General features: G+C 59.2%; 12 protein-coding genes and 1 riboswitch. Of the genes, 4 read left to right on the top strand and 8 right to left on the bottom strand.

What is annotated here, in order from left to right:
• Positions 1–6 precede the first annotated feature (6 nt).
• Positions 7–120, bottom strand: a riboswitch (TPP riboswitch).
• A 293-nt stretch (positions 121–413) separates the two neighbouring features.
• The 3 genes from aerA to BN1135_RS20910 form a co-directional block, all read right to left on the bottom strand.
• Positions 414–1,874 (bottom strand): aerolysin AerA, encoded by a 1,461-nt coding sequence (gene aerA / locus BN1135_RS20920; RefSeq protein WP_175479106.1) that lies wholly within the window; start codon positions 1,872–1,874, stop codon positions 414–416.
• A 261-nt stretch (positions 1,875–2,135) separates the two neighbouring features.
• The gene (locus tag BN1135_RS20915) at positions 2,136–2,621 is read right to left on the bottom strand and encodes a hypothetical protein (protein ID WP_042024598.1); all 486 of its coding nucleotides are present in this window, start codon (positions 2,619–2,621) and stop codon (positions 2,136–2,138) included.
• Between the two features lie 87 nt (positions 2,622–2,708).
• Entirely contained in the window at positions 2,709–3,131 is a 423-nt protein-coding gene (locus tag BN1135_RS20910; RefSeq protein WP_042024596.1) for a hypothetical protein, read from the bottom strand.
• Positions 3,132–3,219: 88 nt separating this feature from the next.
• On the opposite strand from BN1135_RS20910, the gene BN1135_RS20905 reads away from it, so the two are divergent.
• Positions 3,220–3,888 (top strand): response regulator transcription factor, encoded by a 669-nt coding sequence (locus BN1135_RS20905; protein WP_042024594.1) that lies wholly within the window; start codon positions 3,220–3,222, stop codon positions 3,886–3,888.
• A complete protein-coding gene (locus BN1135_RS20900; RefSeq protein ID WP_042024592.1) occupies positions 3,885–5,129 on the top strand; it encodes a sensor histidine kinase in 1,245 nt (414 codons plus the stop codon). Before BN1135_RS20905 ends, BN1135_RS20900 begins: the two co-directional genes overlap by 4 nt.
• A 95-nt stretch (positions 5,130–5,224) precedes the next feature.
• On the opposite strand, the gene rimK is transcribed toward BN1135_RS20900, so the two are convergent.
• Complete coding sequence (gene rimK / locus BN1135_RS20895) at positions 5,225–6,121, bottom strand: 30S ribosomal protein S6--L-glutamate ligase (RefSeq protein WP_042024591.1); 897 nt, start codon at positions 6,119–6,121, stop codon at positions 5,225–5,227.
• Positions 6,122–6,360: 239 nt separating this feature from the next.
• Positions 6,361–10,077: a methionine synthase gene (gene metH / locus BN1135_RS20890; RefSeq protein WP_042024590.1), complete on the bottom strand. Its 3,717-nt coding sequence runs from the start codon at positions 10,075–10,077 to the stop codon at positions 6,361–6,363.
• A 182-nt stretch (positions 10,078–10,259) separates the two neighbouring features.
• On the opposite strand from metH, the gene BN1135_RS20885 reads away from it, so the two are divergent.
• A complete protein-coding gene (locus BN1135_RS20885) occupies positions 10,260–11,537 on the top strand; it encodes a cation:proton antiporter (protein WP_042024589.1) in 1,278 nt (425 codons plus the stop codon).
• Between the two features lie 488 nt (positions 11,538–12,025).
• Positions 12,026–12,202 carry a hypothetical protein gene (locus tag BN1135_RS22305; protein WP_098980954.1) on the top strand — a complete coding sequence of 59 codons (177 nt, stop codon included), beginning with the start codon at positions 12,026–12,028 and terminating at the stop codon, positions 12,200–12,202.
• Between the two features lie 160 nt (positions 12,203–12,362).
• Here the strand turns inward: BN1135_RS22305 and BN1135_RS20880 are convergent, their stop codons facing one another.
• From BN1135_RS20880 to BN1135_RS20870, 3 genes are all read right to left on the bottom strand, one after another.
• Positions 12,363–12,860, bottom strand: a complete 498-nt coding sequence (locus BN1135_RS20880) for a GNAT family N-acetyltransferase (RefSeq protein WP_042024588.1) — start codon at positions 12,858–12,860, stop codon at positions 12,363–12,365.
• Between the two features lie 128 nt (positions 12,861–12,988).
• On the bottom strand, positions 12,989–13,810 hold the full coding sequence (locus BN1135_RS20875; protein ID WP_042024587.1) for an HDOD domain-containing protein: 822 nt from the start codon (positions 13,808–13,810) through the stop codon (positions 12,989–12,991).
• A gap of 109 nt (positions 13,811–13,919) precedes the next feature.
• The gene (locus BN1135_RS20870) at positions 13,920–14,630 is read right to left on the bottom strand and encodes an HAD-IA family hydrolase (protein ID WP_042024584.1); all 711 of its coding nucleotides are present in this window, start codon (positions 14,628–14,630) and stop codon (positions 13,920–13,922) included.
• Between the last annotated feature and the right edge of the window lie 12 nt (positions 14,631–14,642).

The following is a 14,642-nucleotide window of genomic DNA, read 5'->3' as shown; positions in this document are numbered from 1 at the left end:
GGTAACCCGCAAGTTACCCTTGTTTCCCTTCGCAGGTTTTAACCTGATCAGGTTCCACGGATCCCGAATTAACGGTCTCAGCTTTGCGTCGTTCGACGGTCAGCACTCCGACAAGATGGCGCCAGTATAAGGGGGAAAATGTAAAGCACAAGCCGTTAACAATCTGGCCAACACCCCTCTTTCAACGAATGAGTGAACCATTTTCAACAGATGAGTGAACAATGCCTCGCTCACGGGACTACCTCGGGTAGAGGTCAAACCTGCGTTAGCGGCACCTTGGCAAGCCATAGGTTCACGCTGTGATCATTCAGGGATAAGAGGACAAAGAGAGAAGAAATCGGGGGGTACAGGGCAAGAGCAACCTCTTGCGCAGAACAGAAACAGGCCCCCATGAAAGGGGCCTGCGAAGGAGACTATCGCACCGGAGCTATGGTCAGACTGACGTCGCCAAAGCCTTCATTGGCAAGGGTCTCTTTGTCCAGCTCCACACCGGTGAGCGCCACCTCGTCGGCAGAATCGCTACTCAGCAAAGCCTTCGCGGAGCGGGTCTGTGGCTGACCGATTTCGATATCGCCAGCAAACTGGCTCTCGGCGTAGAAGTCGCCGGTAACGCTGGAGCGGGTCGGACGCAGCACTCGTCCCAGGTTGTTTTGCATGGTCGACAGGCCGTATTGGCTGATGGCCCAGTTCCAGTCCCACCACTTCACTTCACCCGGGATATAACGCTTGTCCCACTGGTAGCGGATGCTGCTCGCCTTGTCGCGGAAGGGCCCTACTGCAAAGGTGTGCTCCCAGGTGGGGCGATTCTCCGGATGGGTATACCAGGCATTGCCGCCCCAGCGCAGGAAGCCCTTCATGGTCAGGTCATAATTAACCTCGGCCTTGAACTCGTAGGGGTAGGAGATGTTGGACTTGTAGAGCGCAACCCGTACCGGCAGGCTGGAGTGAGGCGGCACAGTGGGGCGCGCTTCAACCGAGACGGTCTCGGTGGTTGATCCCCCTTTCTGGGAGGCCCAGCTCTGGCTCGCAGCGATCTCGATGGCGAGTTCGGTTTCACCCACCAGCGGCCACTGAAACTTGTTCTTGGTAGTCACCTTCTCGCTCAGGCTGTAGGTGTCGGTCTTCGACCAGTTGGTGGCCTTGTCGTACTTCAGGGTCACCACCACCTGCTGGGGCAGGTCGGTGTAGTTGGTCGCATTAGCGTTAATGGTCTTGATCAGCTGCTTGTCACTCTCTGTCACCTGGCCGTGGCTAAAGCTGTCGGACTCCAGGGTATATGAGAAGTTGCTTACCTTGATGGAGCTCTTTTCCCCACAACGATATCCCGAACAGCCGCCGTCATTATTTCCTTTTATCAGCCAACCATCACCGAGCCGGGTGACATCCATATCTTCCCCAACATAGGAACTATGATTCCCCCCCACCCAGGCGTAGCCCAAATAATTAGCGAGATAACTGACCGGCTTGATGAAATAATCATTATCATGAACCAGCCGCCATTGCACATCGACTTCATCCCCCGCCGGAATATTCCAGTCAGAGAGTGTTGGTATTTCTCCGGCAACCGGTGAATTGGGGTAGCACCAGGTTTCTCCGGCGGTGCCCTGCTTGATCTCGCCATTATATCCCGGCCCCATGATCACCCAGCGATTGGCCAACCCGGTGATCTGCCACTGCCCCATGCGGCTGACCAGATTACCCTTGATACTCATGGCTTCATCGCGGGTCAGGGGGCGGTAACCACTGGCACATACCCCCGTCCCCAGACCGGCCCACTTGACCTGATCAGGGTAGACGGGTTCAGCCGCCTGCACCTGAGCGAGCATCAATGAAGATGCCAAAAACGCCAGATTAGCGGTAATTATTCTATTCATCATTTATCCCTCTTTCAGACATACGATAATTGTTATTGTGTAGAAATATCCTTTTTCATTTGACAGGGATGAACTCCGAAAAAACCTGACACAAAATAAAATAAAACACCAAAACTCATCAATGACAAACAAAATAATGGTGAGCGAGGAAAATAATTAGAGTGATGACTTTACTGATGAATAGATTATAAATGTTATTGCAGAAATTATTTAATGCCTGCAATAACATGGTGAGCCTTTATTAAATAAGGAGATACTGAATTACTCTTCCGGATTGATAACTTCAATTCCCTGCAATATTCCATCCGCAGAACGGATCAACACCAGCTCGCTCCCGACATGCAGATCGGCGGCCGAACCGTTAACCCAGCGCACCTCAGCATTGAGTGGCACTGTGCCCAAGGTTGCCAGCGTGAGTTGCCGATCATCGAAGGATTGCAGGCGATCTTGCGCCCGCTGCCAGGGCTGATTGGCCAGTGGCGATCTGGCAGCCAGCAGCTCGATCCTAGTAGCAACCCCGTCGGCCACCAGCAGGGCGAGGCGGTCGCCCGGTTTAAGCGGCTGATCCCAAACCACTCCCTGCCGCCAGACGGCAGCACTGCCCTGCTCCACCTCGGCCCCCTGAAATTGCAGGCGGATGCCATCGCTGTGCTCCAGCTCCACCAGCCACAATTCGTCGGCTCCCGCCTGCGCCGCCCAGAGCGGCACTCCCAGCATCCATGCACACCATTTTCTCGCTTGTTCCATCCTGGTTCGTCCCTGAACAAAAAAGCCCATGCTGGACAAGCATGGGCTTCATTCGGTGTCATTGCGAATTCGTCAGGGCAGATCGGATCAGTCATCCTCGCGGCAGCGGCTCAGGCGCATGCCGTCAAACTTGCACTCCAGCTCGAGCCAGCGCCCTTCAAACGGGGCCAGACTATTGTCCGAGGTGGTGTAGCCCCAGATCCGCCCACGTTCGACCGGCCCTTCCAGATCCATCTCGCCCTTGTCATCTTCGTCGAGCGCCTCGACCTTGCGCACATAGCGCACGCCATTTTCCACCACCCCCTTCATCTCGACCCAGGTGCCACCGAGATCATCCTCGTTGAGCCAATCCTTGAAGCGGGTCTGGTCGTCGATCACGAACGGCATGCCGTTGACCATCAGCTGGCCAAGCTGCCAGGTGGTGCGGCCGGTCAGCTTGAATTCGGTCGCCTGTGCGGTGCCAAGTGGCAACAAAATCAGCAACAGGAGAGCGCAGAGAGACTTCTTCATCAGGGATCCTCGGGGTTACACTGGCAAACAGGATGCCGTATCCGGTGTGAAAAGAGCGTGAAGCGCTCGCCAACCAGGAGAGCAAAGCATGAAGATTTTGGTAGTGGAAGACAATCCTCAGGTGGCGGAAACCATCATGGATTATCTGGAGCTGGCCGGTCACCGCCTCGATTGTGCCTATCACGGTCAGGCGGCGCTGCAACTGCTGGAGGAACAGCGTTTCGACGTCATCATCATGGACGTCATGATGCCGCGCCTCGATGGCCTCAGCACTGTGGCCCGCCTGCGGGAGCAGGGGATCCCGACCCCAGTACTGTTTCTCACCGCCCGCGACAGCCTGGAAGACAAGCTGGCAGGCTTCAAGGCGGGAGGGGATGACTATCTGGTCAAGCCGTTCGCTATGGAGGAGCTGGAGGTGCGGCTGCAAGCCCTCAGTCTGCGCGGCCCGCGCGGCGATGTGGGGGCCATCAGCGTTGGCGATCTGACGGTCGATGTCGCCAGCGGTCGCGCCACCCGCGCCGGTGAGCCCCTCAAGCTCGGCAAGATCCCGTTCCAGATCCTCGCGCTGCTGGCCCGCCGCGCTCCCGCCATCGTCAGCCGTCAGGAGGTACTCGACACCGTCTGGGGGGATGAGGAGCCCGACTCCGATGCCCTGCGCAGCCACATCTACGCCCTGCGCAACGCGCTGGACAAGCCCTTCCCCACTCCCATGCTCGAGACCCTGCACGGTCAGGGCTACCGACTGGTGAGCGCATGAGTCTGCCGAGCCTGCGTCGCCGCCTGATCATGGCGCTCGGCGGCGCCGGGGTGGTGCTGCTGATCCTGCTCTCCGGCCTGATGCTGGTGGCCGAAGACAAGATGGAGGAGCTGAGCCTGCGCCACTGGCTGGAGGCGGAAGTGACCCGCTACAGCGATGACTGGCTGCGGCTCGGCCCGGCGGCGGCGGCCCCGAGCCCCAGACAGTTCTCCAGCTACTGGACCGAGGCGGGTCGCCTGCCGAAGTGGCTGAAACCGTACCAGATCCCGGGCTTTTTCGAGCATCAGCTGGGCAAGGAGGACAAACACTTTCTGGTGGCCCGTCACCCTTCCGGCGAGGGACTGCTCTATCTGGTGTTCAACGATGACGCCGATGACTACCTCGACCCTTATGAAGACAAGCTGCATCTGGCGACCCGGCTGATCGGGCTGGCGCTGCTGCTCAGTTCGCTGGGCTTCGGCATCTGGCTGGTGCGCCATATCACCGGGCCGCTGCAACGGCTGCAACACAGGGTCGCCCACCTCACCCCGGATCAGGCGGACTTCGAGCCCGACGCCCCCTGGCAGGAGCTGCGGGATATCGAGCTGGCGCTGCTGGCCGGCAAGCAGGAGGTGAGCGCGGTGTTCGCCCGCGAACAGGAGTTCAGCCGCTTCGCCAGCCACGAGCTGCGCACCCCCAACATGGTGATCCAGGGCTCGGCCGCCCTGCTCGGCAAGGTGACGGATCTGCCCGCGCCAGCCGCCCGCGCCACCAACCGCATCCGTGTCGCCGCCGACGAGATGGCGCTGCTCACCGAGACCTTCCTGCTGCTGGGCCGCAAGGAGGCGGTGGAGCGACCGCTGCAACAGGTCACCCCGCTGATCCGTCAGGAGCTGGCCCGCCTCGCCCCGCTGCTGCAGCGGGAGGCGCTCGATATCCGTCTCACCCTGGACGAGAGCAGCGAAGTAAACGCCCCCCTCTCGCTGCTCGCCATCGCGCTCGGCAACCTGCTGAAAAATGCCTTGAGCTATGCCGACGGACATATCGAGATCGAGCTGTGTGGCCCGGTGCTCACCATCAGCAACCCGACGGCGGCGGCGCCGGATCAGATCCTCGGCTACGGCTGCGGCCTTACCATCATCCAGCGCATCTGCGAGAAGCTGGGCTGGCAGATAGAGACACGGCTGGAGGACGGAATTTTCAGCGCCCGGCTGGCGATGATCACCGCCGAACAGTTCCCTCTCCCTTTGGGAGAGGGTTAGGGTGAGGGCGCTGTGTTACCGCGAGCCAACCAGCCAGATAGCAACAAGGCGCCCGAGGGCGCCCTGTTTTTATCTGACGGATGCAAGCCCGAGGCTCACTCCGCCGGTTTGTTCTTGCGGCTCGCCTTGAGTTCGAGGAACTCGATGATCTTGCCAGCCACATCCTTGCCGGAGGCAGCTTCCACCCCTTGCAGGCCGGGGGAGGAGTTCACCTCCAGTACCAACGGGCCGCGGGCACTGCGCAGAATATCCACCCCTGCCACATCCAGCCCCATGATCTTGGCGGCCTGCACGGCGGTGGCGCGCTCTTCCGGGGTGATCTTGATCGCCTCGGCGGTGCCGCCACGGTGCAGGTTGGAGCGAAACTCCCCCGGCTGGGCCTGACGGCGCATGGCAGCAACCACCTTGCCGTTGACCACCAGACAGCGGATGTCGGCGCCATTGGCCTCGCGAATATACTCCTGCACCAGAATGTTGTTATTGGTCTGGATAAAGGCCTCGATCACGCTCTCGGCGGCCTTCTGGGTCTCGCAGAGCACCACACCGATCCCCTGGGTTCCCTCCAGCAGCTTCACCACCAGCGGCGCCCCGCCCACCATGGTGATGAGGTCGGGCACATCGTGGGTGCTGTGGGCATAGCCGGTGATGGGCAGGCCGATACCATGGCGGGAGAGCAGCTGCATGGCACGCAGCTTGTCGCGGGAGCGACTGATGGCCACCGAGCTGTTGAGGGCCATGGTGTTCATCATCTCGAACTGGCGCAGTACGGCGGTGCCATAAAAAGTGATGCTGGCCCCGATACGGGGGATCACCGCATCATAACTTTCCAGCTCCCCGCCCTCGTAATGGATCGAAGGGTTGTGGGAAGCAATATTCATATAGCAGCGCAGGGTGTCGAGCACCTCGACCTGATGGCCACGCGCCTGCGCCACCTCGACCAGACGGCGGGTGGAATAGTTTTTCGGCTCACGGGATAAAATGGCAATCTTCATGAAAATTCCGCTAGAAGGCAACGCCTGGGCAGGTTGGGGCGGGAGAGTATAAGGTGCCACAGCGCCAAGACAACGCCAATTGTTTCTCCTGACAACAAGACAAACCACACGAAACAGCGCGCTGCCAAATGAGAGTTACCAACACGGCAAACGGCGGCTCCATGCGGCTCATCAAACCAGTGCAAGGATGCCGCCGTTTGTTGTCAAAGATCAACCTGTGACACGTCGAGAATCGCGATTCAGCTCAGATTAGGCCCCAACCAGCGTTCTGCTTCTGCGAGTGTCATCCCCTTGCGGGCAGCGTAATCCTCAACCTGATCCTGCTGGATCTGCGCCACCGCGAAGTATTTGCTCTCGGGATGAGAGAAGTACCAGCCCGACACCGCCGCCCCCGGCCACATGGCGTAGGACTCGGTGAGTGTCATGCCAATGGCCTGCTCCACCTCCAGCAACTCCCAGATGCTGCCCTTCTCGGTGTGCTCCGGGCAGGCCGGATAACCGGGGGCCGGACGAATGCCCTGATAGTTCTCGCGGATCAGCTCTTCGTTAGAGAGCGCTTCATCGGGGACATAACCCCAATGCACTTTGCGCACCTGCTGGTGCAGGTACTCGGCAAAGGCCTCTGCCAAGCGATCACACACCGCCTGGATCAGGATGGCGTTGTAGTCATCGTGATCCGCCTTGTAGGCATTGGCGATGGCCTCTTCACCGATACCGCCGGTCACCGCGAAGGCACCGATCCAGTCCGGCTTGCCGCTCTCTTTCGGCGCCACATAGTCCGCCAGACAGTAGTTGGGGAAGCCCTGCTTCTCGCTCTGCTGGCGCAGGTGGTGCAGCACTTTCTTCACTTCACTGCGCGACTCGTCGCTGTAGACCTCTATGCTGTCCCCCACTGTGTTGGCCGGGAACAGACCGATAATACCGGCGCAGCGCACGCTCCCATCCTGCTCCAGCTGGTCGAGCATGGCGTTGGCATCGGCAAACAGCTTGGTTGCCTCCTCGCCGATAATCTCGTCCTCGAGGATGCGCGGATACTTGCCCGCCAGCTCCCAGCTCAGGAAGAACGGGGTCCAGTCGATGTAGGGGCGCAGCACCGAAATGGGCACGTTCTCGAACTTTTGCACCCCAGGCTCGCGAGGCTTGGGCGGCTGGTAACCGACCCAGTCCAGCTGCTGCCGGTTGGCACGGGCATGAGCCAGGCTGACTGGCCTGGCTCTGGGTTGCTTGCGGGCATGTTGCTCGCGGGCAATCTCGTACTCCTTGTCGATACGGGCGACAAAGGCGGGCTTGAGCTCGGGGTTGAGCAGGCTTTGGGCCACCCCCACCGCACGAGAGGCGTTGGAGACATAGACCACGGGTTCGCTGTAGTTTTGCTCGATCTTGACCGCTGTGTGGGCCTTGGAGGTGGTAGCACCGCCGATCAACAGCGGCAGCTTGAAGCCCTGACGCTCCATCTCCTTGGCCACGTGCACCATCTCATCCAGCGACGGGGTGATCAGGCCCGACAGACCTATGATATCCGCCCCCACTTCCCGCGCCGTCTTGAGGATGGTCTCGCAGGAGACCATGACGCCCAAATCGACGATTTCGTAGTTGTTGCACTGCAGCACCACCCCGACGATGTTCTTGCCGATGTCGTGCACATCCCCTTTGACGGTGGCGAGCACTATCTTGCCGTTGCTGTAACTGCCCTGTTTTTCAGCTTCGATATAGGGCTGCAGATAAGCGACTGCCCGCTTCATTACCCGCGCCGATTTGACCACCTGCGGCAGGAACATCTTGCCCGCGCCAAACAGATCACCGACCACGTTCATGCCATCCATCAGCGGCCCTTCGATGACGTGCAGTGGCTTGTCAGCCTCGGCCCGCGCCTGTTCGGTATCCTCTTCGATGAAGTCAGTGATCCCCTTGACCAGCGCATGCTCCAGCCGTTTGCCCACCGGCCAGCTGCGCCACTCCTGATCCCGCGGATCCTCCGCCTGAGCGCCAGCACCACGATAGGTCTCGGCGATGGCCAGCAGATCCTCGGTGGCGCTGTCACTCAGGTTGAGTACCACCGCCTCGACCTTCGCCTTCAGATCCTTCGGAATGTCTTCATAGATGGCGAGCTGACCGGCGTTGACGATCCCCATGTCCATGCCGTTCTGGATGGCGTGATAGAGGAACACCGCGTGGATCGCTTCGCGCACTGGCTCGTTGCCACGAAACGAGAAGGAGACGTTGGAGACGCCGCCGGAGATCATGGCGTGAGGCAGATGGGTCTTGATGTCCTTCACCGCCTCGATGAAATCCACCGCGTAGTTGTTGTGCTCATCGATGCCAGTGGCGACCGCGAAGATGTTGGGATCGAAGATGATATCTTCCGGCGGGAAACCGACCTGATCCACCAGAATGCGGTAGGCGCGCTGGCAGATCTCGAACTTGCGGGCGCGGGTATCCGCCTGCCCTACCTCATCAAACGCCATCACGATCACGGCAGCGCCATAGCGGCGCAGCAGTTTGGCCTGCTGGATGAACTTCTCCTCCCCCTCCTTCATGGAGATGGAGTTGACCACCGGCTTGCCCTGCACGCACTTGAGGCCCGCTTCCAGCACCTCCCATTTGGAGGAGTCGATCATCACCGGCACCCGGGCGATATCCGGCTCACCGGCGATGAGGTTCAAGAAGCGCACCATGGCTGCTTCGGCGTCCAGCATCCCCTCATCCATGTTGATGTCGATGATCTGGGCGCCGCTCTCAACCTGCTGCTTGGCAACATCCAGCGCCTCGTCGTAGAGCCCCTCCTTGATCAGCCGCTTGAACTTGGCCGAACCGGTAACGTTGGTACGCTCCCCGACGTTCACGAACATGGATTCGGGGGTAATGATCAGCGGCTCCAAGCCCGACAACCGGCAGGCCACCGGCAGCTCGGGCAGAACGCGCGGCTTGATACCCGCCACGGCATCGGCCATGGCGCGAATATGGGTCGGGGTGGTGCCGCAGCAACCGCCCACCATGTTGAGAAAGCCGCTTTGGGCCCACTCGCGGATATGGGCCGCCATCTCGACGGCATCGAGGTCGTACTCGCCAAAGGCGTTGGGCAGACCGGCGTTGGGGTGGGCGCTGACATGGCTTTCGCTGATCCGCGACAGCTCCTCCACATACTGACGCAGCTCGTCAGGACCGAGCGCGCAGTTGAGGCCAAACGAGACTGGTTTGACGTGGCGCAGAGAATGATAAAAGGCTTCGGTGGTCTGGCCGGAGAGGGTGCGACCGGAGGCGTCGGTAATGGTGCCGGAGATCATCACCGGCAGGCTGTAGCCCAGCTCCTCGAACACCCCTTCCACCGCGAAGGCGGCCGCCTTGGCGTTGAGGGTATCGAAAATGGTCTCGATCAGAATGATGTCGGCGCCGCCCTCGATCAGGGCGTGGGTCGATTCGGTGTAGGCCGCTACCAGCTGGTCATAGGTGACGTTGCGTTTGCCGGGATCGTTGACGTCCGGCGAGATGGAGCAGGTGCGGTTGGTGGGGCCCAACACCCCGGCGACGAAACGCGGCCTGGCGGGATCTTTTGCCGTCCACTCATCTGCCACTGCGCGGGCCAGCCGGGCGGCTTCACGGTTGATCTCGGCCGAAAACTCCTCCATCTCGTAATCGGCCATGGCGATGCGAGTGGCGTTGAAGGTGTTGGTCTCGAGGATATCGGCCCCGGCGGCGCAATACTGATCGTGGATCTCGCGGATCACCGCAGGGCGGGTCAGCACCAGCAGATCGTTGTTGCCCTTGATGTCGGTATGCCAGTCGGCAAACCGCTCACCGCGATAATCCGCCTCCCCCAGCTTGTAGCCCTGGATCATGGTGCCCATGGCACCGTCGATGATCAGGATCCGTTCCTTGAGACAGAATTCCAGTTTCTTTGTGATGTCCGATTTTATGCTCGGCTTCCTGTTCGCCACGACTCGCTCCTCTACATCCATGCAACTGCGTAACAAGCATCCTAACAGCAAACAAAAAAAATGGAAATCTAGCCGTCTATCAGTCCAAACACACCAAGATATACTCATTTATAGGTAATGAGTAACATAGGGCCCGAGAGTACCCTATGCCCGTCCCGCATGGGGATACGTGCTTGCTGTCTACTAATGAGAAAAAAATAACTATGAGCGTCTACTACACACTCTGTTTTCTGGCAGCGTTGGCGATTTTTATCGCCTTTGCCAACCAGTATGTTGTGAAGATCCAGACCACCATCGCCATCACCGCCGGTTCCATGGTGATCTCCGCGTTGCTGGTGCTGTTTGGTAAACTGGGCTGGTTCAATCTGGAACCTCTTGCTGTCAAAACCATGCAGAGCATCGACTTCCAGAACTTCCTGCTTAAAGGGATTCTGGGCTTCCTGCTGTTTGCCGGTGGCCTTGGCATCAACCTCAAGGCGCTGCGTAGCCAGAAGTGGGAGATCACCATTCTCTCCATCGTGGCGACCCTGCTCTCCACCTTCATGATTGGCTACGGCTTCTGGTTTATCGCCAAGCTGCTGGGTTGGGAGCTGCCGCTGGTCTACTGCATGCTGTTCGGGGCACTCATCTCCCCCACTGACCCGATTGCGGTGCTGGCCATCGTCAAGAAGATGCAAGCACCACCCCAGATCGCCATCCAGATCGAAGGGGAATCCCTGTTCAACGACGGTGTCGGCCTCGTCATCTTCGCCACCGTGTTTGCCGTGGCCTTTGGCGGTGTCGAGCCCACCTTCGGCAGCGTGGCCGGTCTGTTCCTGCATGAAGCCCTCGGCGGCATTCTGTTTGGCGCCGTGCTGGGCCTGATCGCCCACGTGATGATCAGCGCCACCGACGATGGTTCCCTGGAGCTGCTGCTGACCCTCTGCATCCCGACCGCCGGTTTTGCCTTCGCCAACATGATCGGCGTCTCCGGCGCGCTGGCCATGGTGGTCACCGGCATCATGATCGGCAACTGGACCCGCCACTCCGGCTTCTCCGAACAGAGCCGTCATCACCTGGACCACTTCTGGGAGTTGATGGATCAGTTCCTCAACGCCCTGCTGTTCCTGCTGATCGGTCTGGCGCTGGTACTGCTGGAGCTCTCCTGGCATGACTGGGTACTGCTGGTCATCGCGGTGCCGCTCTGCCTGGCAGCCCGCTTCATCAGCGTGTCGCTGCCTTATATGGCCTTCCGCAGATTCCGCAGCTACAACACCTTCTCGGTACGGATCCTCACCTGGGGTGGCCTGCGTGGCGGTCTGGCCATGGCGATGGCTTTGGCGCTGCCTTCCGGCGTCATGATGATCCCGGAGCATGGCGTCGACCTGCGTCAGGTGATCCTGGTAATGACCTACTCGGTGGTGATGTTCTCCATCGTGGTGCAGGGCATGACCATTACACCTATGATCACTGCCGCCAAGAAGGCCTGTGGCGACTACTGAATCACCCCGGAACTTGCTTGCAGAATACTAAAGAGGGCTCCCATCGGGAGCCCTCTTTGTTACTGTCAGCTGGTGGTTTAACACACAGAAAAAATGACTTTTAGCGAGTATTGCCAAATTATTGTTTGCTTTTTATTCATTTCGAGGAGAGAATGCGCCCCGGCTAGTTAATCAGCCCTGATTATGTTCGCAATGCTTCAACGTTAGATGAATCCTGCCAGTACACACATAACCTCCCTCTGATTTACTCGCCTTGAGAACCGTCAGGCTGTCTGCCTGCGTTGCCCGGCTCTCACGGTGCAGACCCGATCTGCCCACTACATTGAACTATGCATCCGCATACTCTTTGGCGCATTCCTTGAAAGTGCAGACGCCCCTGACCGGGCTGGGTATTCCTGCGCGCTTGTTGATCCCCAAGTCAACCGCGTCCATTAACCTGACATTTGCCAATACAAGGAGCAAACACTTAATTTATATAGAGAAATACCATGATGAAAGCCATACATACACACAAGCCCCTGCGTCGTAGCAAACCCATCAACCTGCCCCCGCAAGAGCAGGATTCCGATGCGTTCCTGATCCAGTTCAGCACCCGCTTCAGCGGCGGTTTCGCCATCTCCTGTGATGGTATCGCTGGCGAGTTCTCCATCGAAGACCTCAACTGATCCTGCCTGCCCTCCGGCAGCGCCCGATGCAGACAGGCCGCAACTCACGGCGGCCTCTTTGCTTCTCCCTCTCTCGCCCTTTATCCAGACCCACTCTCTTGCTTCTCGTTCAACCTGAGCAGCACTTCACTAGTCGTTTTCCCATTCTCTGACTTGCCGATCACTGCTCCAGCAGCAGGCATCCATCAGCATCTTCGCTCAACTTGACCAGACGGCTGCGCACCAGCCCCAGCTTGGCCAACAGGCCGATGGATCGTTCGTTGCCCGGGGTGACGATGGCGACTACTTGCTCAATCCCCAACCGGCTTTTGCCATCGGCAAGGGCAGCCTGCGCCGCTTCAATGGCATAACCCTGACCACGATATTGCGGCAGGAAGGCGTAACCGATATCGACCTGCTCCAAGGTGTCGCGCTTGATCAGACCGCAAATGCCGAGGCTGGCACCATCCTCCTTCCGTTCCACCAGATAGAGGCCATGGCCGTAGCGGGCATAGCTCACCGCCGGCCCCTGCTGGATATACTCCTGCGCCTGCTCCAGCGTGCGAATACCCCGATCGCCGATGTAGCGATAAAAGTCACCGTCATTGAGCAGTTCAAGAATGAAAGGGGCATCGGTGGCGATCATTTCGCGCAGGATCAGGCGGGAGGAGGCAATCATGGCAAGGGCTCTCAAACGGAAAGTGAAGGGCAAAGAGTGCCCCGTCACTCCCGGGCTGGCAAGCCTGCAGATTCTTCCGTCATGAAAAAGGGGCCATATAGGCCCCTGGTAACATCAAATGAATCGCCTCAGGCTGCCAATAACCCCGCATAGCCGTTGCCCTGCTCCCGCAGCGCGCTGAACTGGGCAGCACAATCGGCCCATGTCAGCCCCAGTTGTTCCGCCACGCTCTGAGGCCACTCGGGGGGAGCCTCTTCCCCCACATCGGACTGGGCTGCCAACACGATGGCCAGATGGATAAGCCCCGCCTCAGAGGAAAACTCTTTGGCCTTCATGGGGTTGTAGTGATACTCCACCGCATTGCTGATGGTGTCTGGAAACTTCCAGTATCTGGCCATCGCCGCCCCGACCTGAGCATAATTGAAGCCAATCACCAGCTCCTCCGCCTTGGCTCGCCCTTTATGCTGCTCCAGATCGTGAATGTGATTCACCGTATTTTCTGGCAGTCCCACATGCATGATGAGACGACCAAGATCGTGCAGCAATGCGCAGGTAAAGACCTCCTCCCCCTTCATCCCTTTCTTGACCGCCAGACGACGGGCCAGCTCCGCTACGTTGAAAACACAACCCCAGAAGTGCTGGAGATTGATGCCGGGCACCGCTTTGACTGATTCGGTGAGCCCGCAAGCCAGCACCATGTTACGCACCATCGCCAACCCCAGCCGCACCGCCGCCTCATTGACGGTAGCGACCTGACGACTGCTGCCAAATTTGGCCGAGTTGGCCAAGCGCAACAACTTGGCAGAGATGACCGGATCCTTGTTAATCAATTTACTGACCTTAAGCAGATCAGGGTCTTTTTCGTTGAAAGTCTGAATCAAGTCGCGCATCACTTCCGGGATCTGGGGCAGCAGCTTGGGTTCCGCCAGCAAGGAGTCGATCGTAGGCATAGTCATGTCCATCCATGTTATGAGTATTCCAATCTGTTTGCCGGAGCAAACTGCTCATAATTATGGGTCACCAGATCAATACAGCAAGCTGCCAAGCTCGTAACCACCCTCAAAGCAGCAGCCCGGCCAACTCCTCCAGCCCATTGATCTCGACATCTGGCAGCAGTTGCAATGAATGCCACGGCTGCTGCCGCTCATTGAGCCAGGCGGCACGAAAGCCATGCAAGCGGGCCCCCAGCACATCGGTCTCGGGATGGTCCCCCACATGGAGGATCTGCTCAGGTGGCAGTTTGAGGGCGCTTCGGGTCTGCTCAAACATATCCGCCGCCGGTTTCATTCTGGTGCCAGCGCCCGCCTTGCAGATCAGCGTGAAGTAGCGATCCAGCCCTGCCTGCGCCAGATCCAGATTGCCGTTGGTGATCACCACCAGCGGGTAGCGTTCGGCCAGGTTGGCCAGCAGCTGATGGGTTGACTCACTCACCTCGATCTTCGAGCGCTCTGCCAGAAACGCGGCAAATACCTGCTCCGCCTCGCGGCTGGCCTGCTGGTCAGCCATGCCCCCCGCGACCATGGCGGCGCGGATGGTCTGCTGGCGCGCCAGACTGACATCGTGGTGCAGCTCGGGCATATCTTTCAACACGCTACGCTTGAGCGCCAGCCAGCGCGGTTTGTCGAGCATGGCGGTGGCCAGGTATTCGCTGCGCAGATGGCTCAGCATCCACTGCTCGGCATGCACGATGGCGGGGCCGTTGTCATAGAGGGTGTCATCGAGATCAAACGAGATGGCAGCAACCGGCTGCCAGCGGCGATAGAAGTGCATGGGATCTCCTCT

The sequence above is a fragment of the Aeromonas sobria genome, from assembly GCF_000820145.1.
In the GTDB taxonomy this organism is placed as follows: domain Bacteria; phylum Pseudomonadota; class Gammaproteobacteria; order Enterobacterales; family Aeromonadaceae; genus Aeromonas; species Aeromonas sobria.
This window is presented reverse-complemented; position numbering and strand designations above follow the sequence as displayed.